A 21,728-nucleotide genomic window follows, 5' to 3' on the forward strand; every position below is an offset into this window, starting at 1 on the left:
CCGGTCGCGTGTTTTCTTCCTGGCCCGTCATGACCGAAACCCCTTTCGTCTACCTCGCCTCCCAGAGCCCCCGGCGTGCCCTATTGCTCGAGCAGATGGGCGTGCCGCACCGGCTGCTGGTGCCGAACGCCGATGGCGACATCGCCGAGGACGCCGAGGCGATCGAAGCAGTGCGGCCGGGCGAGGTGCCGGCCGCCTACGTGCGCCGTGTGACCCTGGCCAAGCTCGATGCCGCCGTGGCCCGGCTGGCGCGCCGCGGCCTGCCGCCCGCGCCGGTGCTGTGCTCCGACACCACCGTGGCCCTGGGCCGCGCCATCCTGGGCAAGCCGGCCGACGCTGCCGAGGCGGCGGCGATCCTGCGGCGGCTGTCGGGCTCGACGCACCGGGTGCTCACCGCGGTCGCGCTGCAGCACGGCGGGCAGCGCCAGATCGAGGTCAGCGTGTCGCAGGTGCGTTTCGATCCGCTGGACGATGCGCAGATCGATGCGTACATCGCCTCGGGCGAGCCGTTCGGCAAGGCCGGTGCCTACGGCGTGCAGGGCCGCGCCGCCGCGTTCATCCCGCGCATCGCGGGCAGCTATTCGGGCATCATGGGCCTCCCGGTGTACGAAACGGCGGCGCTGCTGCGTGCCGCGGGCGTGCTGCCCTGACAAGAAAGACCGCTGCTGGAGATGCATGCAACAAGAGATTCTGATCAACTGGTCGCCTCAGGAAACGCGCGTGGCCGTGATCGAACACGGCGCGGTGCAGGAGCTGCACGTCGAGCGCCCGCTGGAGCGCGGACTGGTCGGTAACGTCTACCTCGGCAAGGTGTCGCGGGTGCTGCCGGGCATGCAGTCGGCCTTCATCGACATCGGCCTGGAGCGCGCGGCCTTCCTGCACGTGGCCGATCTGTGGCATCCGCCGGCGGAAGGCGAATCGCTGACCCAGTCGCGCCAGTCGCAGCCGGTGGTGCCGATCGAGAAGCAGGTGTTCGAAGGCCAGGCGCTGCTGGTGCAGGTGATCAAGGACGCGATCGGCACCAAGGGCGCGCGCCTCTCCACCCAGATCAGCGTCGCCGGGCGGCTGTTGGTGTTCCTGCCGCAGGACGACCACATCGGCGTGTCGCAGAAGATCCCGGCGGTGCAGCGCGACGCACTGCGCAAGCGACTGCAGGCGCTGTCGGGCACCGGCAAGGGCGGCTTCATCCTGCGCACCAACGGCGAGGAATCGAGCGATGCCGAACTGGCCGAGGACATCGCCTACCTGCGCAAGACCTGGGCGCGGATCCGCAAGGCGTCGATGGAGCTGCCGCCGAAATCGCTGCTGCACAACGACCTCGACCTGCTGCAGCGGGTGCTGCGCGACCTGGTGGGCGAGGAGACGCAGACCATCCGCATCGACTCGCAGGAGCAGCACGCGCGGCTGCTGGCCTTCGGCCGCGAATTCATGCCGGCGGCCACGCCCAAGCTGCAGCACTACAAGGGCGAGCGGCCGATCTTCGACCTGTACGCGGTGGACGAGGAGATCGCCCGCGCGCTGGGCCGGCGGGTCGACCTCAAGTCGGGCGGCTACCTGATCGTCGACCAGACCGAGGCGCTGACCACGGTGGACGTGAACACCGGCGGCTTCGTCGGCGCCCGCAATTTCGACGACACCATCTTCAAGACCAACCTGGAAGCGGCGCAGGCGATCGCGCGGCAGCTGCGGCTGCGCAACCTGGGCGGCATCGTCATCGTCGATTTCATCGACATGGTGCGCACCGACCACCAGCAGGCGGTGCTGGCCGAGTTCGGCAAGCAGCTGGCGCGCGACCGGGTCAAGACCTCGGCGGGCGGCTTCTCGCCGCTGGGTCTGGTCGAGATGACCCGCAAGCGCACCCGCGAATCGCTGGCCCACATGCTCTGCGAGCCCTGTGCCGTCTGCCAGGGCAAGGGCAGCGTGAAAACCGCGCGCAGCGTGACCTACGACATCCTGCGGGAGATCCTGCGCGAGGCGCGGCAGTTCCATCCGCGCGAATTCCGGGTGGTGGCGTCGCCGAAGGTGGTGGAGCTGTTCCTCGACGAGGAGAGCCAGCACCTGGCCAGCCTGTCGGATTTCATCGGCAAGCCGATCTCGCTGCAGGCCGAGACGGCGATGGGGCAGGAGCAGTACGACATCGTGCTGCTGTGATAGGCGTCCCGCCTTGCGGCACCGAGGCGCGCCTGTCCGGGCCGATCGAGGCGTCCCGATAAGGCACTGTGGAGCCGGTCGTGGTCCATCGGCCAGAATAATCCGTTTGCGAACCGAAAAGGCCGCTGGTCGGCGTGCAATATCGACCTATAGCTATAGATTTTGCAGCAAAAGCCGGACGCTGATCCCGGGCGGAGCCGGCGTTGCAGGGCTGTGCGACCGTCAGGCCGGCGTGTCGGGTCCGTCCACCAGCGCCGGCGCCGGCGCCGCCGCGGCCGTCCGTTGCGCCGCAGGCGTATGCAGCCGGGCATACAGCCCGTCGAGCGCCAGCAGCTGCGCATGGGTACCCTGCTCGGCGATGCTGCCCTGCTGCATCACCACGACCCGGTCGGCGTTCTCGATGGTGCTCAGCCGGTGGGCGACGACCAGGGTGGTGCGGCCCTGCATCACCCGCTGCAGGGCTTCCTGCACCAGCCGCTCCGACGCGTTGTCGAGCGCCGAGGTGGCCTCGTCCAGGATCAGGATCGGCGCGTCCTTATACAGGGCCCGGGCGATCGCCAGCCGCTGGCGCTGGCCGCCCGAGAGCTGCGCCGCGTTGTGGCCGACCTGCGAATCCATGCCCTGCGGCATCGCATCCACATGCGCGGCCAGGTTGGCGGCCTCCAGGCAGTCCTGCAGCCGCTGGCGGTCGACCGGCTGGCCCATCGCCACGTTGGCGGCGACCGTGTCGTTGAGCATCACGACGTCCTGGCTGACCATCGCGAACTGGGCGCGCAGCGCCGGCAGGTGCCAGTCGGCCACGTCGTGGCCCTGCAGGGATACGCTGCCCGCGGTCGGCAACACGAAACGCGGCAACAGGTTGGCCAGCGTCGTCTTGCCCGAGCCCGATGGCCCGACGAAGGCGACCACCTCGCCCGGCGCGATCCGAAGGCTGACCCGGTCGAGCGCGGGTGCGCCGTCGTCCCGGTAGGCGACCGTCACGTCGCGCAGCTCGATGCCGCCGCGCGTGGCCGCCGCGTCGCCCGGCGCCGGCTGCCAGGTGCCGCCGTCTTCAGTGCGCACCTCCTCCATCAGCAGCAGGCCGCGCTCCAGCGCCGCCACGCCCCGGGTGATCGGCCCCGCCACTTCGGCGAGCCGGCGGATCGGCGCGATCAGCATCAGCATCGCGGTGATGAAGGCGACGAAACCGCCCACGCTGACACCGGCCGAAGTGACACCCGTCCGGTCCTGCCAGAGCGCGGTGACGATCACCGCCGACAGCGCGGCCGCCGCCAGCAACTGGGTGAGCGGCGTCATCGAGGCCGAGGCGATCGTCGACTTGATCGCCAGCCCGCGCAGCCGGCGGCTCAGGTCGGTGAAGCGGGTGGATTGCGCTCCTTGCGCAGCATGCAGCCGCACCATGCGGTGGGCCAGTACGTTCTCCTCCACCACGTAGGCCAGGTCGTCGGTCGCCTGCTGGCCGCTCTTGGTGACGCGGTAGAGCCGGCGCGACAGCGTCTTCATGATCCAGGCGACGCCCGGGATCAGCACGCCGACGATCAGCGTGAGTTGCCAGTTCAGGTACAGCAGGTACACCAGCAGCGCCACCAGGGTGAAACCGTCGCGCGACAGGCCCAGCAGCGCCTGCACCAGCAGCGTGGCGCCGGTCTGCACCTCGTACACCACCGTGTTCGACAGCGCGCTGGCCGACTGCCGCGAGAAAAGACCCATCTCGGCCGAGAGCAGATGCTGGAACATCGCATGTCGCAGCCGCATCATCCCTTCGTTGGCGATTCGGGCCAGGGCGTACTGCGACACGAACTGCGCCGCGCCGCGCACCGCGAACAGGCCGACGATCGCCACCGGCACCATCCACAGCTGCAGCCGTCCCTGCACGAAGCCGCGGTCGAGCAGCGGTTGCATGAAGGCGGGGATCAGGGGCTCGGTGACGGCTGCCACCAGGGTGGCGACGATCGCCAGGCTCCATGCCGCGCGCTGGCCGCCGAAGTAGGCCGACAGGCGCCTCAGACGCGTCGTCAGCGACGGCGTGGCGGAGGAAGGGTGTGGGGCGGGAGAAGAGGGCGCGTGCGCGTGGCCGGCGTCGGTGCTTGGCATGGGCAGCGGATTCTACGGGTGGTGAAATCGCCGTGAGGGCTGAACTTTTTGTGACAGCGGGTGTCCGCCACTGTGTAACATCGCACCTCTGCAACACCGTGGTGTGCCTCGCCTTTGCGACGCGCCGACCAAGCCTTTGCTGCCAATGAAATATCCCAGTCCCGTACCTTCGCCTGACTCCCTTCGTTTTTCCGCCAGGCGCAGAGGGTTCGTGGCCTCGCTGGCAGGCGCCTCCGTCCTGCCGGCCTTCGCCCAGTTTCGCGTCGAGATCACCGGCGTGGGCCTGCGCCAGATCCCCATCGCCGTCGTGCCGTTCAAGGGCGATGCGCAGTCGCCTCAGAAGATCGGTGCCATCGTGCTGGCCGATCTGGAGCGCAGCGGGCAATTCACCAGCATCGACGCCGCGGGCGAAACGCTCGACGAAACCAGCCGCCCGGATTTGGGCGTGTGGAAGCAGAAGGCGACCGACGCCGTCGTCGGCGGCAGCGTCTCCCGCCAGTCCGACGGCCGCTTCGACGTACGCTTCCGGCTGTGGGACACCGCCAAGGGCCAGGACTTGGGCGGCCAGAGCTTCGTGGTGCCGGCGGGCGATCTGCGCTTGGCGGCGCACCGCATCTCCGACTACATCTACGAGAAGCTGACCGGCGAGAAGGGCGTGTTCTCGACCCGCATCGCCTATGTCACCAAGGCCGGCTCCAAGTACACCCTGTGGGTGGCCGATGCCGACGGCGAGAACGCGCAGGCCGCGCTGTCGAGCCCCGAGCCGATCATCTCGCCTGCGTGGTCGCCCAATGGAGGACAGCTGGCCTACGTGTCGTTCGAGTCGCGCAAGCCGGTCGTCTATGTGCACGAAGTGGCCAGCGGCCGCCGCCGGCTTATCGCCAACTTCCGCGGTTCCAACAGCGCGCCGGCATGGTCGCCGGACGGCGCTTCGCTGGCCGTCACGCTCAGCCGCGACGGCGGCTCGCAGCTCTACACCATCAGCGCCAACGGCGGCGAGCCGAAGCGGCTGATGCAAAGCAGCGGCATTGACACCGAGCCGGTCTTCTCCGCCGACGGCCGCACGATCTACTTCGTCAGCGACCGGGGCGGCGCGCCGCAGATCTACCGCATCGGTGCGTCAGGGGGCAGCGCCGAGCGTGTGACCTTCACCGGGTCCTACAACATTTCGCCGACGCTGAGCCCGGACGGGCGGTATCTGGCCTACATTTCGCGCATCGGCGGCGCCTTCAAGCTGCAGGTCATGGAACTGGCGAGCGGTACGGTGAACTCCATCACCGACTCGTCGGCCGATGAGAATCCGAGCTTCGCGCCCAACGGCCGCCTGATCGTCTACGCCACGTTGCTGCAAGGCCGCGAAGCTCTGATGACCACCACGCTCGACGGAAAAATCAAGGCCCGCCTGGCCGGGCAGGGCGGCGACATCCGCGAGCCGGATTGGGGCCCGTTCCAGAAGCAACCCTGACAGTTTTTCGCAGTAAACAAACCTATACACATCCGGAGGTCTCCATGTTCAAGAAAATCGCCCTGGCTCTCGCCGTCACCGCTCTGGTCGCGGGTTGCGGCTCGCCCGTCAAGCTCGACGACACTCCGGTGACCGATCTCGGTACCGGCGGCAACAACGCTGGTGCCGGCGCCAACGGCGACCGTGGTGCCAGCAACGTGGCGCCGGTGGACCTGAGCCGCTCGGGTGCCGACGCGGCCGGTCCGGTGGGCGTTGCGCGCATCATCTACTTCGACTACGACAGCTACTCGATCAAGCCGGAGTTCCAGTCGGTCATCGAAGCGCACTCGCGTTTCCTGCGCGCCAACTCGCAGCGCCGCGTGTCGGTCGAAGGTCATACCGACGAGCGCGGTGGTCGCGAATACAACCTGGCCCTCGGCCAGAAGCGCGCCGAAGCGGTGCGCCGCGCCTTCGGCCTGCTGGGTGTGACGGACACCCAGGTCGAGGCGGTGAGCTTCGGCAAGGAAAAGCCGGCCGTTTCGGGCAACGACGAAGCCGCGTTCGCGCAGAACCGCCGCGCCGAGATCTCCTACCGTCAATGACCGGTGCTGCAATGACCTGCCGCCGCTGGGCGGCCGTGGCCTGGGCAACCGCCGCTGCTTGCAGCGGCGGTTTTGCGCATGCGGGCCTGTTCGACGACGACGAAGCCCGCCGCGCGATCCTCGAGATTCGCCAGCAGATCGACAACAACCGCGCGCAGATCGGCCGGGTGGGTGACGACCTCAAGCGATCCAACGAAGAGAACGCACAGCTGCGCCGGAGCCTGTTGACGCTGCAGGGCCAGATCGAAACCCTCCGGGCCGACCAGTCCACGATGCGCGGCCAGAACGAGCAGCTGGTGCGCGACGTGTCCGAACTGCAGAAGCGGCAGAAGGACATCGCGCAGGGCGTGGACGACCGTCTGCGGCAGTTCGAGCCGGCCAAGGTGAACCTCGACGGCGTCGAGTTCGCGGCCGACCCTAACGAGAAGCGCGACTTCGACGCGGCCCTGGCCGTGTTCCAGAAAGGCGACTTCGCCGGCGCGCAGAACGCGTTCGATGCGTTCGTGAAGCGCTACCCGAAGAGCGGCTACACGGTGCAGGCGTTGTTCTGGCTGGGCAACGCGCAGTACGCCAACCGCAATTACCGCGAGGCCATCGTCAACTTCCGCTCGCTTCTGTCGCAGGCGCCGAACCATGCGCGCGCTCCGGAGGCCGCGCTGGCGATCGCCAACTGTCAGGCCGAGCTGAAGGACGTGAAGGCCGCCCGCAAGACGCTCGAAGACCTGATCAAGGCCTATCCGCAGTCCGAAGCCTCCGCCGCGGCCAAGGAACGGCTGTCGCGCCTGAAGTGACGGCGGGGTCGCCGGTATGACCGTATCGGTCGCGCTCGGCGGCGCTCCTGTGACTCCGGTGCTTCCGGACGACGCAGACGCGGCGCGCCGCTTCGGGGGACTGGAGCGTCTCTACGGTGTGGACGGTGCGCAGCGCATTCGTCACTCGCGCGTCGCGGTCGTAGGCATTGGCGGTGTCGGCTCCTGGACGGCCGAGGCGCTGGCCCGCAGCGGTGTGGCCGGACTGGTGCTCATCGACCTCGACCATATTTCCGAATCCAACGTCAACCGCCAGATCCATGCGCTGACGCCCACCGTGGGCCAGGCCAAGATCCTGGCGATGCGCGACCGCATCGCGCTGATCAACCCCGACTGCATCGTGCACTGCGTCGACGATTTCGTGGAGCTCGCCAACTGGCCGGGCCTGCTGCCGTGCGCGGTGGACGCAGTCGTCGACGCCTGCGACCAGGTCCAGGCCAAGGTGGCGATGGCCGACTGGGCGCGGCGGCAGGGCAAGCATTTCCCATTCGTGTCGGTGGGCGCGGCCGGCGGCAAGCGGCAGGCGCACCTGGTCGACCTGGACGACCTCAGTGCCACCACGCACGACCCGCTGCTGGCCCGGTTGCGCTACCGCCTGCGCCGTGCGCACGGCGCGCCCCATGACGGCAAGCCGATCGGCATTCGCTGCGTCTTCAGCCGCGAAGCGGTAGCCCCGCCGGACGCGTCGTGCGCGATCGACGGCGACGGCTCGCTCAACTGCCACGGCTACGGCTCGGTGGTCAGCGTCACCGCCACCTTCGGCATGGTGGCCGCGGGTTGGGTGCTGGACCGGTTGGCCGCGCGCTGCGCCGCGGGTGTGCCGGGCCGACCGTAGAGGGGGCATGCGCCGCGGCCGCCGTGCATCGCGGGGCAGTCGTCGGTGTTTCAAGTCGGTATTAATATCCGGGCTTTCGGAGCGCTGCAGTGACCAAAGCCCGGACGACGATACGGCAGCCCCGCAAAGGTGTGGGGGCGACCACGCTGGCCGACGTGGCGCGGCTGGCGGGTGTGTCGGTGATTACCGTGTCCCGTGCGCTCAGCATGCCGCAACTGGTCTCCGCTGCCACTCGCGAGAAGGTGCATGTGGCGGTGGAGTGCACCGGCTACGTGCCCAATCTGCAGGCCAGCGGGCAGGCCTCCAACCGCAGCCGGCTGGTCGCGGCGATGGTGCCCACCATCGCCGGCCCGGTATTCCTGGAGACCGTGCAGTCGCTCACCGAGACCCTGGCGGCCTCGGGCTACCAGCTGCTGCTGGGCCAGAGCGGCTACGACCATTCGCGCGAGGATGCGTTGATCGATGCGATGGTCGGCCGCAGGCCCGACGGCATCGTGCTGACAGGCATCGTGCGGTCGGCCGCAGGCCGCCAGCGGCTGATCGCCTCGGGCATTCCGGTGGTGGAGACCTGGGACCTGACGCCCACGCCGATCGACATGCTGGTCGGCTTCTCGCACGAGCGGGTCGGTGCGGCCATGGCGCACTACCTGCTCGGCAAGGGCCACCGCCGGATGGCCCTGATCACCGGCGACGACCAACGCGCCCGCAGGCGGTGCGACAGCTTCCAGCGCACCCTGCGCGCGGCGGGCGTGGCCGAGGCACCGGTCTGCACCGTACCGGCCCCGACGACCCTGGCCGGTGGCCGCGACGCGCTCGCCCGACTGCTGCAGGCGCATCCGCGGATCGACGCGCTCGCCTGCAGTTCCGACGCCCTGGCCCACGGCGCGATCATCGAGGCGCAGGTGCGCGGCATCGATGTGCCCGGGCGGCTGGGCGTGATGGGTTTCGGCGACATGGCCTTCGCCGGGCATACCTATCCCCCTATCACCACGGTCGATATCGACGGCAATGCGATCGGTCGGCAGGCAGCGCGTTTCATCGTCGACGGCGGGCACGTGCCGGACGATCGCCCCAAGATCGTCGACATCGGCTTTTCCGTCGTGGAGCGCGCCAGCGCCTGACAGGGCCGCACCGCCCGATGACCTTTTCGCCATGCTCCACCGCCCGCGAATGCCCGGTGCGCATCCGGCCGCCGCCTCTTTACCCACTCTCTCCCGCTCCTCCTGATCGTCATGAAAAACAAACTCCTCGTCGTCCAGGGTGCGCTGATGCCTGCTCTCGAAGCCCGCCTGGTCGCCCAGTACGACACCGTGCTCCTGCCGCCCCCCTCTCCCTCGCGCGAGGCGGTGCTGGCTGCCGAGGGGGCGGGTATCGAAGGCCTGGCGACCTCGGCTCGTTTCGGCGCCGATGCCGCCCTCATCGCGGCGCTGCCGCAGCTCCAAGTGATCTCCAGCTTCGGCGTCGGCCTGGACACGCTCGACCTGGACGCGGCCCGTGCGCGCGGCATCGCGGTCGGCTACACGCCCGACGTGCTCAACGACTGCGTGGCCGACACCGCTTTCGCGCTTCTGATGGACGTGGCCCGCCGCATCAGCGCGGCCGACCGCTTCGTGCGTCGGGGCGATTGGCTGAGGGGACAGTTTCCTACCGCGACCAAGGTTTCGGGCAAGCGCCTGGGCATCCTCGGCATGGGCCGCATCGGCCGCGTGATCGCCCGCCGCGCCAGCGGCTTCGACATGGAAGTGCGCTACCACAACCGCCACGCGCTGACCGACGTGGACTACCCCTATGCCGCGTCGCTGAAGGAATTGGCCGAGTGGGCCGACTTCCTGGTGATCGCCAGCGCCGGCGGTGCCGACACGCAGGGCCTGGTCTCCGCCGAAATCCTCGACGCGCTGGGCCCGCAGGGCTACCTGGTCAACATCTCGCGCGGCACCGTGGTGGACGAGGCCGCGCTGGTCGATGCGCTCGCCCACAACCGTATCGCCGGCGCCGGACTGGACGTCTTCGCGCGCGAGCCGCAGGTGCCCGCCGCCCTGGCGGCGCTCGATAACGTGGTGCTGCTGCCCCATCTGGCCAGCAACACCCGGGAAACCCGCGCCGCGATGGCGCAGCGGGTGGAGGACAACCTCGCCGCGTTCTTTGCGGGGCGACCGCTGGTGTCTGCGGCGTTGTAGATGCCGGTCGGTGCGGCCCGACAGCAATGCCGCCTGTCCGAAGGCCGGGCTGGCGCGGGTGGGTAGAATTTCGGCTCCGGTGCCCGATGCGGGTGTAGTTCAATGGCAGAACTTGCTCCACAGGTAAATCTTGCAAATCGGCCAGAAGCTACGCCAAAACCTACGCCTGTTAGCCAATAAAAAAGCGCCTCGGGGGCGCTTTCTTAGGTGGCGTAGGTGCCTAGTTCTGTTTGCTCGGTCTGCCGTATCCGCTGTTGGGCGGTGGCAGCAGATCTGATACGGGCCGTGCCTTGCCCCACGCCTCCAGCTCTTCGACAAGCCAGCCTGCCCGGCCGTTGCTGATCTTCCGTGGTTTGGGTGCATCCCCTTTGGCCACCAGCATCTCCAGTGTGCTTTCCGAGACCGACAGAAAGCTGGCGGCATCAGTTTTCGCCAGGTACAGCGGTTTGAGGTAGAGCATAGGCTGTGCATCAACTGTGGCTTTGCGGGTCATGGGCAGGCTCCTATCAACGTCAGTTGTTGCTGGCCGGGGTGGGTTGACTTGATGACGTTGCCGCCGGCGCTGCGCACCTCGGCAATGGCGCGGGCGACGGCGCGGCGGTATTCGCCGAAGCTCAACTGGCGCAGCTGGAATTCGTGGATGTCCACGGCCGCGCTGATGGCGTCGAGTTCTTGAAAGTACAGGGCAGTGGGGCGCCAGGCGCCGCTGGCCATGGCGCGCTGCTGGATGCCGGCCAGGGCGTGTTGGCCGGCCTGGATGTGGGCGCGCACGCCGCGCACCACACCCTGCAGCTCGATGGCGTCGCCCACGTTGGTGGCGGTGACTAGGGTGGCCCAATCCATCTCGCTGGCCACGCCTTCACGCAGGACGCGGAAGGCTTCGCGCACGGGTGTCATGGCGGTCTGCATTTCGGCGGCCGTCAGGCGGCCGGCGTAGGCCTTGGCGGTCTCGATGGGGTTGGACGAGATCCAGCGCGGGACGCGGGGTTTGCGGCGGCCGTTCATGGGAGCACCCCGGGCACGTTGAAGAACCCCAGGGCCCCCTTGTAGGGCGCGAAGGGCAAGGGTTGGGCATCGGTCAGCACGAAGCCGAAGGGGCCGAAGAAGTAGGGTGATTCGTGCGTGCGTTGGCACCCCACTAGCTGGGCACGGCCAACGATGCCGCCGCGTTCGTAGGCGTCGCGGTGGGGTAGCAGGCCGATCACGTGGGCGATGCGTGGATCGCTGGCCAGGAACTGGATGCAGTCGTCGTGGTCAGCCCGCGTCATGGCCTGGCCAGCGTGGATGAGGATGGGGCCGCGGCGCAGCGTTTCCCACGTACGGTTTTCGACCGGCTTGTGGCCGTTGACGATCAGCCATGCCCAGGGTTGGCGGATGGAGAGGGCTTTCATGCTTCGCCCCCCGTCCCCGCTTCGGCAGCTTGCATGGCAGCAGCGATACCAGCCATGGCTTCGGCCCCGGTCGCCTTGGGCTTGACTGCGCGCGGTTTCTTGCCTGCCGCGGGCTTGGGCGTGGGCTTTGCGGCTTCGGCCCGGTCGGCGGCTTCGCGCTTCATGTCGGCTCGGATCTGCTCTTTGATGGCGGCCAGGTCCAGATCGAGCGCGAGTGCGGCGGCATCCAGTTGGGGCGCGTACTCGGGCGGGCGCTCAAATCCGGGCTCGATGTCGGATATGGCGGCCAGCACCAGCAAGGCGCGCTTGGGATGCTCAGCGGCGCGGGCAACGGCCGTGTCCAGGTCGGCATCGGTCCAGCGGTGCGCCATGCTCAGGGCTGCAGCCACCAATGTTTCGTTGCCCTCGCAGGCTTCCTGGCGGATCAACCTCTGCCAGAGGGTGGTGGGCAGGGGTTGATCGTCTGGCATGGTTTTGGCCGCGCTGATCACGTCGTGGATGGCGCGCTCTCGCCAGCGCTGTTCATATTCGGCCTGCAGCGCGGCCTTCTGCTCGGCGGCGCTGGGTTTCTTGGGCTTTGGTGCAGCGGCGGGGTTGCGCTGCTCGATGGCTTCGCTGGCGGCGCGCAGGGGCATGGCTTCGACCATGGCGCCGCTGGGGGTCTCGATCAGCACCACCTTGTCGGCCGGCAAGTCCTGGCCCAGCAGCTGGCGCAACGGCTCGGCGGGTTTGCCGGTGCCGGGGATGGTGCGGGGCTTGTCCAGCAGCATGTAGCCGGCCGGTGTGCCACCATCGGTGGGCATGATCTCGCGGGCCTCGTGGCCGCTGATGACCTTGCGGCCGGCTGCTACGGCGCTGAACCGCATGCGCTCGAAGTGGGCGGCCTTCTTTTCGCCGAAGCAGCGGGTGTCGGTACAGACGTCCGCATTCTTCACGTCGCCAAAAAGCTCGGGCGAGGCGCCGGTGCGTTTAGGGCATGCCAGGCAGTCGCCGGCTTTGGGCAGCAACTCGGCGTCAGCGGTGTCGAATGGTGCCTGGGCCAGGTCCAGCATGTATTTGCGGCGCACCAGGTCTCTGGCCGCGCGGTGGCTGATCTGCTCGCCGTTGGGGCAGATGTCGCGGAAGGCGGCCAGCTGCAGCTGCTCTGTCGGCACGCGGGAGATCAGCACGCCGTTGCTGCGGTTGAGCGCGCCGCTCTGCAGCGCCTTGCGGGCGTCACCCGTAAGCGTCAGCAGGCGCACGGTTTCGTAGACGTGGCTAAGGCCTTTGCGGACGGTGGCGGCAATGTCTTCCACGGTGTAGCCGTGCGCGTGGATCAGGCGGTCGAAGCTCTCGGCTTCGTCCAGCGGGTCGAGGTTTTCGCGCTGGATGTTCTCGACCAGCTGCATGACGGCCACGGCCTCGTCGGTCAGCTCGCGCTCCAGCACGGGGATGCTGTGCAGGCCCGCGAGTTGGCTGGCGCGCCACCGGCGCTCGCCGGCCACGATCTCATGCGTGGGCAATGCCTCGCCCCTGCGGCGGTCGCCGCGCTGCTCGAAGGTATCGGCCAGCCGGGCGGCAGGCAGTTTGCGCACCAGGATCGGCTGCATCACGCCCCAGAGCTTGATGGTCTCGGCCAACTCTTGCAGGGCGTCGGCATCGAAGCGCTTGCGCGGCTGCGTGAGGCTGGGCACCAACTGGGCCAGGGGCAGCGTGGCGGCCGGGCTTGCGGCGCCTGCGCTGGGCGCAGCACTGTCACCGCTGGCCAGCACCGTAAACGCATCCAGCGGCAATTGCACAGATCCCAGCCGCTCTACCGTGATGGTGTAGTGGGTGCTGCCGGGTGCGTGGCTGGAGACGATGCCGTGCAGGCCGGCGGCGGCGTGGGGGTCGCCGGCACGGTCGCATGCATCGTCGTTGACGCGCACGCGGTGGCCGACCAGCTGCTCTTGTTTTTGCTTGGCCATCATGCGGCCCTCTCTGGTGTGGATGGGGCGGCGATGTCGATCACGCGGCCGTCGCGGTAGTGCAGGCGGTCATACATGCGGCTGGGCAGCAGGCCGGCATCGTTGGCGCCGGGGCGCAGGGCGGGTGCCGATGTCTCCAGGCCGCGGTAGCCGTTGGGCGTACTGGCGGCGCAGATGCGCTTGGGCTGGGCGAAGCGGGTGCGTTCGTTTTTCATTGCGATTGCTCCCGCTCGGCCAGGTAGGTTTTCCACGGCACTTTTTTGCCGTTGACCAGAAATCCCCATTCGCCCCGAGGGCGCCATGTAAAAAACAACGTCCACACACCGCCGGGCGAGACCTGGCTGATGCGGTGGTACTGGGCGAACAGCAGGCGGCCGGTGTGGCCTGCACGGCGGTGGAATAGGCCGCGCAGCACGCCATCTGGGTCATCGCTCAGGCCATCGACGGCCATTGCACGGCGGTCAGACAGATCGCCCCATGGCCGCTCTTCTGTGTACCAACCATGCAGTACTACCGTGCGGGCGTTCCACGGGTGGTCATGCAGATCCCGGTCTTGGTCGGGCCGCATGATGTGGTGCACGCGGATGCTGGGCAGCCAGCGCCAGCGGGCGTCTGTGGCGTTGTCGTCTGCATCGCGCCCGTAGGGGTTAAAAAGCCACCAGCGGCCCATGTAGATGGTCTTGCCATCGGCCGAGGTGATGTGGGTGTACGGCGCGCGCTGGGCGCGAGCAATCAGCCGGTCTGCCACGGGCGGCAGGGCGATGATCTTGGCCAACAGGTTCCAGACAGCGGCCCTCATTTGGCACCGCCTGCCGGTGTGATCAGGGCGCGGATATCGTCCATCGTGATCGTGCCGGGGGCCGCATCGATGTGCAGGCCCCACTGCTTGCGGGTGCGGCTTACCAGGTCCAGCGCATGGGCCTGGGCGGGGGACAGCGCTGCGCCGATGGCTGGGGTGAAGCTGCTGTGCAAGGCCACCGCGCCGTTGGGCGTGTCGGTGAGGGTCAGGGTGATGGTGGCCATGTCAGTACACCTTGCCGCCCGTGGCCTGCCGAACTTCCAGCTTGTGGTCTGGCCGCTGGGCGTTGTAGGCCATCTTCTCGGCGATGGCGCCGCCCAGGTTTATGTTATAGGCACCGGCCAAATCGAATATGCGGATCACCGCGTCTGCCAGCTCTACTTCGCGCATTTCGCGGTGAGGCAGCTTGTCGTCGAGCAGCGCCTTGCGGTCGCCCTCCATGGCCTCGCTCAGTTCGGAGTGCACCAGGCAGAGCTTCTGGGCGAAACACATCGGGTTGGAGTGCACAGGTTGGCCAGTGCGCGGATCGACCCACCAGCCCGCATCCTTCGAGGCGCCGTGGCATTGCTGCTGCAGGATTTCTGCGGCGCGTGCCACCTCAGAAGGGTTAAGGAAAAATTCGGGGCCGGTATTGGTTGTGATCACGACAAGTCCTTTCGGTCGGCGCCGGGGGTGATGGCGCCCGGGGCATGGATAAACGCGGCCTCGCACTCGATGCGCTTGGCCTTGAAACGTGGGTTGATGGCGTCCAGCTCGGCCACTTGGCCGCGCAGACGGGACGCAAGGGCACGGGCGGCGTGGCCGCTGGCGTGCGATGCGTCGGGGTAGTGGTGGCTGACGCGGATGCTCTGGCCGGTCGGCACGTCGTCTATCTCGACGACGACCACGGGCTTGCCGCCGGCCCCGAATCGGCATTCGGCGTGGGCCACCTTGCCTTTGATGTGCAGTTGCATGACGGCCCCTTAAAACGGCAGGGGCTGGGCCATGCTGGCCACCACGGCCAGCGCCAGCAGGGCGAAGACCACCGCGTAGCCCAGGCATGCCGTGGCGACGCGGTGCCGGCGGCGGCACAGGTGCGGGCCGTCGATATCGAGGTGCGGGCGAAGGTCAACGCGCATGGCGGCCCCCTGTGCGGTGCAGCGGCTTGACCTGGGCCGCCCATGCGCCGGGGTGCAGGCGGTCGGCGTCCAGCGCGGCCTGGGCCTGGCTGGGGGCGATGGCGATGTACTGCAGGCCGGCGACGGTGATGCGGTAAGCGTTCATGGGCGGCGCCTCCCGATGGCGCGGAGTGCGTCATCGATATGGACAACCCGGAACCCTTGGACACCGAAGGATTGCTGCGGCGTCTCGTTCGTGAGAATCAGGTCGCCGCACCGTGCCCGCTGCATGCCGACGTCGGACTCGAAGACTCGCGCGCAGCCGTAGTGCCGGCGAAATTCTTCGGTATAGCGGGTCTTGCCGGAGCCTTGCGGTCCGTGGATAACGATGGTTGGCGCACTCATGGGCGCACCTCGAATAGCGTGCCGAAGTCGTCCGGGCGCATGGCTCCCCACGAACGCTCCCAGATGGGGCTATTTGCGATTTGGATTTTTTCCGCTGCTAACCAAGAGCCTGCATGCGCTCCGCCGTAGTAGCGGTACATGCACACACTGTGGCTGCCGTCCAGAGACTCCAAATTAATAGCCCCAAAAGCCACGGACGCGAGGTGCATGGTCATGGGATGGAGCGGTAGGACGATCGCATTGGCCGGCACCCGCTCCAGATGCGCCAGCAGTTCCTCATGCATCTCGGCCGCGGCCTTGACGGCTTCCTGGCGGGCTTGCTCGACCAGTGCGTTTACCTGGGCCGCAGTGAATGTGGTGGCGCGGCTCATGCACGCAACCCGTCAAGTTCGCGCTGCATGCGCGCCTGGCGCAGGCTGAGCGTGCGTAAGAGCGCCCACTTCACCTCGTGGGCCTGGCCCTCATTGAGCCAGCGGCCGTGCACGCCGTTGATGCCCACCCAGATGAGATTGCGCACCGGCTGGCCGTTGCCCGACAGCGTGGCATCGATGACCAGGATGCCAGCGGGCTTGGCGGCGTTGTGCTCGGTGTAGGTGGGGCGGGTGGCGCTGTTGAAGCGCTTAATGCGGCTGCGCAGGCGAGCGTCTAGGGCGCTGCGCGTTGACTGTGCGGCGTGGGCATCGCCGGTGGGGAATGACATGGGGCCTCCAATCGCCCGGGGTGGGCGTGGAGGAATTCTACAAACGTAGAATTATGTGTGTCAACAACTGTAGAAAATTAATTACAGCCGCTCGATTGGCTTACCGCTTGGGAAAGTGAAGACGAGCGCTGTAGCCTTCTGGCTGTGGGTCCTTCGGCCCTTTTCGTGTCGAGCCGTCACCGTCCAGGATTCGGCGGACGTATCCCTCGACCATGCCCTTTTCTAGATCATTCAACGTGCCCCATTCGTCGTTGGAGATGTGCTTGAAGGGCCATGGGGAGTTGTGGAGCCGGTAGACGGCTTCTCTCTCTTTCACCTCGCCCGAGACGACCATCGTTGCGGCCAGTGACGAGTAGTCGCTTTCTTCGTCCAGCAGCTGCTCGACGGTGAGTCCTAGCGCCTTGGCTATAGCAGAGGCCTTTTCTGAACGTTTGCTTTTCCGAACTTCTAGTGCGCTGATGGTGCCGACATCGACCAACGCCCGTTCAGACAGCTTTTCCAGTGTCCAGCCGTGGAGATCACGGTACTTTTTGATCTGTGTTCCTAGAGACATAGCCGCAAGCTATACAGATGTTGAAAAAAGAACAAACACAGTTGTAGACCTACGTCTTTCTACAGTTGTAGAATTCGACGCATGAACTCCTTTTCTGATGCGTTGGAGACCTTCGGCGGCCCTGGCAAGCTGGCCCGTTCGTTGGGCATCACCACCCAGGCGGTGTGCTTTTGGCGTGACGGCAAACGCCGTATTCCGGCCGATCAGTGCTATCGGATTGAGCGTGCGATGGGCGGATTGATCACGCGGCAGGTTCTGCGGCCAAAGGACTGGCAGGAGATCTGGCCTGAGCTGGTCGCTGGATATGGCGAACCGGCCGAGCCGCTGGCTGCGGTAATGATGGCTCCGGCCGGGGAGGGTGGCTGAGATGGCGCTCACCCGTTCAACACATGCCCGCGGCTTGTTCTCTGCGCCTGGCATGCGCGTTATCTGCACCCACGGCGCATCCACGCTGCCCCGGCGCATCACGCGGCGGCTGGTGGGTACTGGCCCTGTGCTGTCGCCCTTGCTTGAAAAGCCTTCGGCCCGCATCGCGCGCCGTGCGGCTACCGCTGCAGCACGTGAGGCGATTGCTGCGCTGCCGGCGGCCAGCGCAGAGATGCAGGCACTGACCCTGGGCTGGGCGCGCTGGTGCGCTACCCGCCAGGTGCTGCAGCCATCACGGCGGCGCGGTGGATTTCGGTGAGCAGTGTTTCCGATGCCAATTCCCCGCCCCGCTGCGCAAATTGCGCCATGCGGGCGAATGTTTCCGCAAAGCCGGCCTGCTGTGTCGGCGGCAGTTCGGTCATGAGCGCCATGGCCATGACGCCCAAAGCCTGCTCGACCGCTGCAAGGCGCTCCAGCGCCGTGGTCAGAGCTTGTTCCAGTCGGTCGATCCGTTCGGTTTCCATGGGTGCCCTTTCCTGTGGCGGTGGTGGCCGTGAGACAGCGCCATTGTTGCGGGGCCTGGGGCGCCCGCCCGTTTCGCAGTTGCCGGTCTTCGCGGGGGTTCTTCGCCGGCAACTCTTCCGCCGGGCGTTCGTGCCGGGCGGCTTTTTCTTGCGGGGACTGTGTGCGTGTGCTCATGCACTGCAGTCTCTTTTTTTTGCCCAAAAAAGGCATTCCGAACGGTTCCGAATGATTCGGAACCGTTCGGAACGCCCCTTCCCCCAAGGTGATGCGCATGCCTGACGTGACGCAATATGAAGATGAGCTGGACGCTGCTCGCGATGCGGTGAAGGCATTGGGCGGTGCCAAGAAAGTGGGCACTTTGCTCTGGCCCGACAAGACAACCGACAACGCCGCGCGCTATCTGCTCGACTGCCTCAATGGCCAGCGCGCCGAGCGGCTGAGTCCTTCGCAGGTGCTACTGCTCATGCGCATGGCGAGGCAGGTGGGTTTCCACGGGCTGGCCGAATACTTCATGGCCGAGGCGGGCTACAGCCGGCCGGTACCGGTCAACGCCGAGGCAGAGTCGATGGTGCTGGCCCAGCAGATCGACGTGACGATGGACCGGCTATCGCTAATGGTGGGCCGGCTGGAGCGCCTGCGCGGCGTGCCCGCAGGCAGCTGATGGACAACTACCAGCAAGTGCTTCTCCAGATGGAGGAGTTTGGGATTGTGCTGCGCGACAAGGACGTGCCGCTGCGACTCGATACACCCAAGCGGGTGACGTGCGGCGACAAGGGCAAGGATTGGTACCGGCTGTACCTGTTCCGGCCCGACGCGGGCGGCGCCTATGTGACGGGCAGCTACGGCACCTACCGGCATGGTGGCGATTACCGCAAGGTGGCGGTGGACTGGCAGCCGCTGTCTGAGGCCGAGAGAACGCGCATGGCGGCCGAGCGTGCAGTGCAGCGCGAGGCTGCGGCCCGTGCCCGGCAGGAGGAAATCGCCAATGCCGCGGCAGAGGCCATCGACCTGTGGCGCCGCGCGTTGCCTACGGGCGGTAGCCCTTACCTGGACCTCAAACAGGTCCAGGCCGAGGCATGCCGGTTTGTCGACCAGCCGATGGTGCTGCGCTGGCCGGCGCGCCGTCCGGATGAAGACGATACGGTGGTGCGCCTGCCCACGGGCACGCTGGTGGTGCCGCTGCTGCGCTACGACCTGCCACGCCACGAGGCGCTGCGGGGCCTGCAGTTCATCCGCCCCGATGGCGCCAAGATCTATCTGCGCGGGTTCGACAAGCCAGGGTGCGCGGCCCGCCTGGGTGAGGTGGACGATGAGTGGGGCACGCTGCTGCTGGTGTGCGAGGGCTACGCCACGGGCTTGTCCCTGCGCATGGCGGTCGATGGCAAGTTTGCGGTGTTTGTGGCGTTTGATGCCGGCAACCTGGCGCACGTGGTGCCTCTGCTGGCCGCCCGCTACCCGCAGCACCGCATCCTGATCTGCGCAGATGACGACTGGCAGACCAGGGACCGCGATACGCGCGAGCTGAGTAACCCCGGCCGCACCGCCGCCCGCGCCGTCGCCCGGCTGGTCGCCAACGCCGACTTCCTCTGGCCTCACTTCCGGGCTGCCACGCGCGAAAAGGGCGACACCGATTTCAACGACCTGCACGTGCGGGAGGGCCTGGACGCGGTGCGCCGGCAGCTGTCCGGCGTGGTGACGGCGATGGCGAGGCGATATGGCTGACGCGCCGGATAGCGGGCTACCGGGCGCTCCGGTCGATCAGCCACCGCAGTCCCCCGCAGAGGGGACTGCCATCGGTGCCATCGGCGCGTCAGCGCCGCCAGACAACGTGCTCTCTTTCGAGTCTGCGGTGCGAGGGCAGGGCGGCGCTGTGTCTTCTCAGTCTTTGGCTGTTTCTTCGTCTTCGCTCGTCTCCCTCCCCCCTCCCCCCTCCCCCAAAAAGGGCGCGCGCGCACAAGTCTCGGGAGAGGGGGCAATCGATGCCAAAAAGAAGGCCGATGCCAAGCACAAACCGGGCAAGCCGGAGCCGACTATTGACTGGGGCAAGTTCAACTACCTGTTGGAGAATTTCGCGCTGATTTACGGCACAGACCAGGTGTGGGATGGCGTCAAGCGCCTGACGATGAAGATCGGCAACATGGCTCACGCTCATGGTGCCGACATGGTGCGGATGTGGAAGGCATCGGAGCGGCGCCGCACCGTGATGCAGGAAGACATGGTTTTCGATCCCACCGAGACCTGTGACCTGACGAAGTGCATCAACCTCTACAACGGCTTTGCCATGGAGCCCGACGAAACGGAACAGGCCGACGTCGAGGTGATGCTGGAGCTGCTGCGCCACCTGTGTGGCAACTGCTCAAACGAGGGGGTGAGCATCGACCAGGTGATGCACTGGGTGCTCTGCTGGCTTGCCTATCCCCTGCAGCGGCCAGGCGCCAAGCTGAAGACTGCGCTGATTTTTCACGGCCCACAGGGCACGGGCAAAAACCTGTTCTTTGACGCGGTGCGGGTCATCTACGGCAATTACGGCGTGATGGTCGGCCAGAACGAGTTGGAAGAAAAGTACAACAGCTGGCTCTCGGCGAAGCTGATGGTGATCGGCAATGAGGTGGTGACCCGGCAGGAGCTGTACCACAACAAAAACAAGCTGAAGTGGGTGATCACCGAAGAAACGATCCCTATACGGGCCATGCACCTGGACGTGCGGTGGGAGCGGAACCACGCGAACGTGGCATTTCTCTCAAACGAGCAGCAACCCCTGGTGTTGGAGGAAGGGGACCGGCGCTATCTGGTGGTGTACACGCCATCGGCTGAAGACGGCAACCTGTATGCCCGGGTGGCTGCGTTCCTGAAATGTGGTGGATCTGCAAAGCTGCTGCACTTCCTGCTGCAGTACGACATCGGCGACTTTGGCGAGCACACCAAGCCGCTGATGACTGCCGCCAAGGCAGACCTGATCGAGCTGAGCCTGCGTCCTTCCGAGCGCTTCATGTCCGAGTGGGTGGGCGGCTTCCTACCCCTGCCGATGCGGGTGTGCTCGGCCGAGCAGCTGTATCGGGCCTTCCGCCGCTGGTGTGACCAGGCCGGCGAAAGGTTCCCCCCTCCCCGGGCGCAGTTCACCCGCATGGCCGAGCGCTGGGTTTTCGAGCGCATCGAGCGAGATGCCGATGGCAAGCGCAAAGAACCCAAGCTGACCTACAAGGTGGTCCAACTCAAAGACGAATCCGTCAAGAGCGGCCGCACTGCCACGCGTTGCTGGCTTCCCCGCGGCACTGGCCCGCGGGACGGCGTGACAGAGGGTGCCTGGGCGGCTGAGGCCGTGGCCGATTTCGAGCAGCCACTGCGCACCTTCTGCCGCTCCCACTTCGAGGACTCAGGCCCTGCGCCTGTTACGCCAGATGCGTAACTCGTTTCGGGCTGAAGCCCGCGCCGTTACTTGTGTTTCGCCTGTTTCGCGGTTTTCTGCGCATGTGTGCGTGTGGTGCGCAGGGGCGTGTGCATGTGGGTGTGCGCATGCATACGTGGCATGGGCGCGTAACGGCGTAACCCACGTAACGGCGCGGGTTTGCGGCGTAACGCGTTACGTAACACGCACGCGCGCGCCCTCTCTCTCCCTTGTTGTCTTCAAGAAAAGGAAAAAGGAAATGGATATGGGTGATGCATGCGGGGAGCTTGGTGGCTCAAAGGATGCAGCGGGCAAGCACGCGGCTGCTGCACGGCGGCGTGGCAGGCGGGGCGACGGCGGTTGCGAGGCGGCCGGGGGTCATTTGCGTGGTCGGCATGCGGCGGTGTGCCGGTCTGCCGCCACCGTTGCATATGCGCCACACCCCCACC

The 21,728-nt window shown here is 67.0% G+C and carries 29 protein-coding genes; 12 read left to right on the forward strand and 17 right to left on the reverse strand.

Annotated elements, in window-relative coordinates:
- Positions 1-29: 29 nt before the first annotated feature.
- Together DFQ15_RS00545 and rng are read left to right on the forward strand one after the other, a co-directional pair.
- Positions 30-650, forward strand: a complete 621-nt coding sequence (locus DFQ15_RS00545) for a Maf family protein (RefSeq protein ID WP_110464086.1) — start codon at positions 30-32, stop codon at positions 648-650.
- A 25-nt stretch (positions 651-675) separates the two neighbouring features.
- Complete coding sequence (gene rng / locus DFQ15_RS00550) at positions 676-2,151, forward strand: ribonuclease G (RefSeq protein WP_110464087.1); 1,476 nt, start codon at positions 676-678, stop codon at positions 2,149-2,151.
- A 222-nt stretch (positions 2,152-2,373) separates the two neighbouring features.
- Here the strand turns inward: rng and msbA are convergent, their stop codons facing one another.
- A complete protein-coding gene (gene msbA / locus DFQ15_RS00555) occupies positions 2,374-4,245 on the reverse strand; it encodes a lipid A export permease/ATP-binding protein MsbA (protein WP_110464088.1) in 1,872 nt (623 codons plus the stop codon).
- A gap of 145 nt (positions 4,246-4,390) precedes the next feature.
- On the opposite strand from msbA, the gene tolB reads away from it, so the two are divergent.
- The 6 genes from tolB to DFQ15_RS00585 all read left to right on the forward strand — a co-directional run bounded on the left by tolB (position 4,391) and on the right by DFQ15_RS00585 (position 10,112).
- A complete protein-coding gene (tolB, locus tag DFQ15_RS00560; protein WP_110464089.1) occupies positions 4,391-5,710 on the forward strand; it encodes a Tol-Pal system beta propeller repeat protein TolB in 1,320 nt (439 codons plus the stop codon).
- Positions 5,711-5,754: 44 nt separating this feature from the next.
- Positions 5,755-6,291 carry a peptidoglycan-associated lipoprotein Pal gene (pal, locus tag DFQ15_RS00565; protein WP_110464090.1) on the forward strand — a complete coding sequence of 179 codons (537 nt, stop codon included), beginning with the start codon at positions 5,755-5,757 and terminating at the stop codon, positions 6,289-6,291.
- Positions 6,288-7,082, forward strand: coding sequence for a tol-pal system protein YbgF (gene ybgF / locus DFQ15_RS00570; protein ID WP_233504200.1), 795 nt, complete (start codon positions 6,288-6,290; stop codon positions 7,080-7,082). The genes pal and ybgF overlap by 4 nt, the downstream gene beginning before the upstream one ends.
- Before the next feature lie 16 nt (positions 7,083-7,098).
- A complete protein-coding gene (locus DFQ15_RS00575) occupies positions 7,099-7,935 on the forward strand; it encodes a tRNA threonylcarbamoyladenosine dehydratase (protein ID WP_110464092.1) in 837 nt (278 codons plus the stop codon).
- A gap of 89 nt (positions 7,936-8,024) precedes the next feature.
- Positions 8,025-9,056: a LacI family DNA-binding transcriptional regulator gene (locus tag DFQ15_RS00580; protein ID WP_110464093.1), complete on the forward strand. Its 1,032-nt coding sequence runs from the start codon at positions 8,025-8,027 to the stop codon at positions 9,054-9,056.
- A gap of 111 nt (positions 9,057-9,167) precedes the next feature.
- Complete coding sequence (locus DFQ15_RS00585) at positions 9,168-10,112, forward strand: 2-hydroxyacid dehydrogenase (RefSeq protein WP_110464094.1); 945 nt, start codon at positions 9,168-9,170, stop codon at positions 10,110-10,112.
- Between the two features lie 220 nt (positions 10,113-10,332).
- On the opposite strand, the gene DFQ15_RS00590 is transcribed toward DFQ15_RS00585, so the two are convergent.
- The 15 genes from DFQ15_RS00590 to DFQ15_RS00650 form a co-directional block, all read right to left on the reverse strand.
- Positions 10,333-10,605 carry a helix-turn-helix transcriptional regulator gene (locus DFQ15_RS00590; protein WP_146228605.1) on the reverse strand — a complete coding sequence of 91 codons (273 nt, stop codon included), beginning with the start codon at positions 10,603-10,605 and terminating at the stop codon, positions 10,333-10,335.
- Positions 10,602-11,117, reverse strand: a complete 516-nt coding sequence (locus tag DFQ15_RS00595) for a hypothetical protein (RefSeq protein WP_110464096.1) — start codon at positions 11,115-11,117, stop codon at positions 10,602-10,604. Before DFQ15_RS00595 ends, DFQ15_RS00590 begins: the two co-directional genes overlap by 4 nt.
- Positions 11,114-11,503 (reverse strand): ASCH domain-containing protein, encoded by a 390-nt coding sequence (locus DFQ15_RS00600; RefSeq protein ID WP_110464097.1) that lies wholly within the window; start codon positions 11,501-11,503, stop codon positions 11,114-11,116. Before DFQ15_RS00600 ends, DFQ15_RS00595 begins: the two co-directional genes overlap by 4 nt.
- Positions 11,500-13,452, reverse strand: a complete 1,953-nt coding sequence (locus DFQ15_RS00605; RefSeq protein WP_110464098.1) for a ParB/RepB/Spo0J family partition protein — start codon at positions 13,450-13,452, stop codon at positions 11,500-11,502. Before DFQ15_RS00605 ends, DFQ15_RS00600 begins: the two co-directional genes overlap by 4 nt.
- A complete protein-coding gene (locus DFQ15_RS00610; RefSeq protein WP_110464099.1) occupies positions 13,449-13,664 on the reverse strand; it encodes a hypothetical protein in 216 nt (71 codons plus the stop codon). Before DFQ15_RS00610 ends, DFQ15_RS00605 begins: the two co-directional genes overlap by 4 nt.
- Complete coding sequence (locus tag DFQ15_RS00615; protein ID WP_199399785.1) at positions 13,661-14,224, reverse strand: hypothetical protein; 564 nt, start codon at positions 14,222-14,224, stop codon at positions 13,661-13,663. The genes DFQ15_RS00610 and DFQ15_RS00615 overlap by 4 nt, the downstream gene beginning before the upstream one ends.
- A 20-nt stretch (positions 14,225-14,244) precedes the next feature.
- Positions 14,245-14,472 carry a hypothetical protein gene (locus DFQ15_RS00620; RefSeq protein WP_110464101.1) on the reverse strand — a complete coding sequence of 76 codons (228 nt, stop codon included), beginning with the start codon at positions 14,470-14,472 and terminating at the stop codon, positions 14,245-14,247.
- Between the two features lies 1 nt (position 14,473).
- The gene (locus DFQ15_RS00625) at positions 14,474-14,893 is read right to left on the reverse strand and encodes a nucleoside triphosphate pyrophosphohydrolase family protein (protein WP_199399786.1); all 420 of its coding nucleotides are present in this window, start codon (positions 14,891-14,893) and stop codon (positions 14,474-14,476) included.
- Positions 14,890-15,201 carry a hypothetical protein gene (locus DFQ15_RS00630; RefSeq protein ID WP_110464103.1) on the reverse strand — a complete coding sequence of 104 codons (312 nt, stop codon included), beginning with the start codon at positions 15,199-15,201 and terminating at the stop codon, positions 14,890-14,892. The genes DFQ15_RS00625 and DFQ15_RS00630 overlap by 4 nt, the downstream gene beginning before the upstream one ends.
- A gap of 9 nt (positions 15,202-15,210) precedes the next feature.
- Positions 15,211-15,366 (reverse strand): hypothetical protein, encoded by a 156-nt coding sequence (locus DFQ15_RS17325; RefSeq protein WP_158528980.1) that lies wholly within the window; start codon positions 15,364-15,366, stop codon positions 15,211-15,213.
- Complete coding sequence (locus DFQ15_RS17330) at positions 15,356-15,511, reverse strand: hypothetical protein (protein WP_158528981.1); 156 nt, start codon at positions 15,509-15,511, stop codon at positions 15,356-15,358. The genes DFQ15_RS17325 and DFQ15_RS17330 overlap by 11 nt, the downstream gene beginning before the upstream one ends.
- On the reverse strand, positions 15,508-15,750 hold the full coding sequence (locus DFQ15_RS00635; protein WP_110464104.1) for a hypothetical protein: 243 nt from the start codon (positions 15,748-15,750) through the stop codon (positions 15,508-15,510). The genes DFQ15_RS17330 and DFQ15_RS00635 overlap by 4 nt, the downstream gene beginning before the upstream one ends.
- Positions 15,747-16,121: a hypothetical protein gene (locus DFQ15_RS00640; protein ID WP_110464105.1), complete on the reverse strand. Its 375-nt coding sequence runs from the start codon at positions 16,119-16,121 to the stop codon at positions 15,747-15,749. Before DFQ15_RS00640 ends, DFQ15_RS00635 begins: the two co-directional genes overlap by 4 nt.
- Positions 16,118-16,450 carry a hypothetical protein gene (locus DFQ15_RS00645; RefSeq protein ID WP_110464106.1) on the reverse strand — a complete coding sequence of 111 codons (333 nt, stop codon included), beginning with the start codon at positions 16,448-16,450 and terminating at the stop codon, positions 16,118-16,120. Before DFQ15_RS00645 ends, DFQ15_RS00640 begins: the two co-directional genes overlap by 4 nt.
- Before the next feature lie 100 nt (positions 16,451-16,550).
- On the reverse strand, positions 16,551-17,003 hold the full coding sequence (locus DFQ15_RS00650) for a helix-turn-helix domain-containing protein (protein ID WP_110464107.1): 453 nt from the start codon (positions 17,001-17,003) through the stop codon (positions 16,551-16,553).
- 81 nt (positions 17,004-17,084) lie between these two features.
- Here DFQ15_RS00650 and DFQ15_RS00655 point away from each other — a divergent pair, with 81 nt between their 5' ends.
- Positions 17,085-17,369, forward strand: coding sequence for a transcriptional regulator (locus DFQ15_RS00655; protein WP_110464108.1), 285 nt, complete (start codon positions 17,085-17,087; stop codon positions 17,367-17,369).
- Between the two features lie 269 nt (positions 17,370-17,638).
- Here the strand turns inward: DFQ15_RS00655 and DFQ15_RS00660 are convergent, their stop codons facing one another.
- A complete protein-coding gene (locus tag DFQ15_RS00660) occupies positions 17,639-17,893 on the reverse strand; it encodes a hypothetical protein (RefSeq protein ID WP_110464109.1) in 255 nt (84 codons plus the stop codon).
- A gap of 272 nt (positions 17,894-18,165) precedes the next feature.
- On the opposite strand from DFQ15_RS00660, the gene DFQ15_RS00665 reads away from it, so the two are divergent.
- Genes DFQ15_RS00665 through DFQ15_RS00675 form a run of 3 tightly spaced genes read left to right on the forward strand, consistent with a single transcriptional unit; the run spans position 18,166 to position 21,300 of the window.
- The gene (locus DFQ15_RS00665) at positions 18,166-18,555 is read left to right on the forward strand and encodes a hypothetical protein (RefSeq protein ID WP_110464253.1); all 390 of its coding nucleotides are present in this window, start codon (positions 18,166-18,168) and stop codon (positions 18,553-18,555) included.
- Positions 18,555-19,616 (forward strand): toprim domain-containing protein, encoded by a 1,062-nt coding sequence (locus tag DFQ15_RS00670; protein WP_110464110.1) that lies wholly within the window; start codon positions 18,555-18,557, stop codon positions 19,614-19,616. The genes DFQ15_RS00665 and DFQ15_RS00670 overlap by 1 nt, the downstream gene beginning before the upstream one ends.
- Complete coding sequence (locus tag DFQ15_RS00675) at positions 19,609-21,300, forward strand: primase-helicase family protein (RefSeq protein WP_146228606.1); 1,692 nt, start codon at positions 19,609-19,611, stop codon at positions 21,298-21,300. Before DFQ15_RS00670 ends, DFQ15_RS00675 begins: the two co-directional genes overlap by 8 nt.
- The last annotated feature ends 428 nt before the right edge of the window (positions 21,301-21,728 follow it).

It is taken from the genome of Xylophilus ampelinus (assembly GCF_003217575.1).
Taxonomy (GTDB): domain Bacteria; phylum Pseudomonadota; class Gammaproteobacteria; order Burkholderiales; family Burkholderiaceae_C; genus Xylophilus; species Xylophilus ampelinus.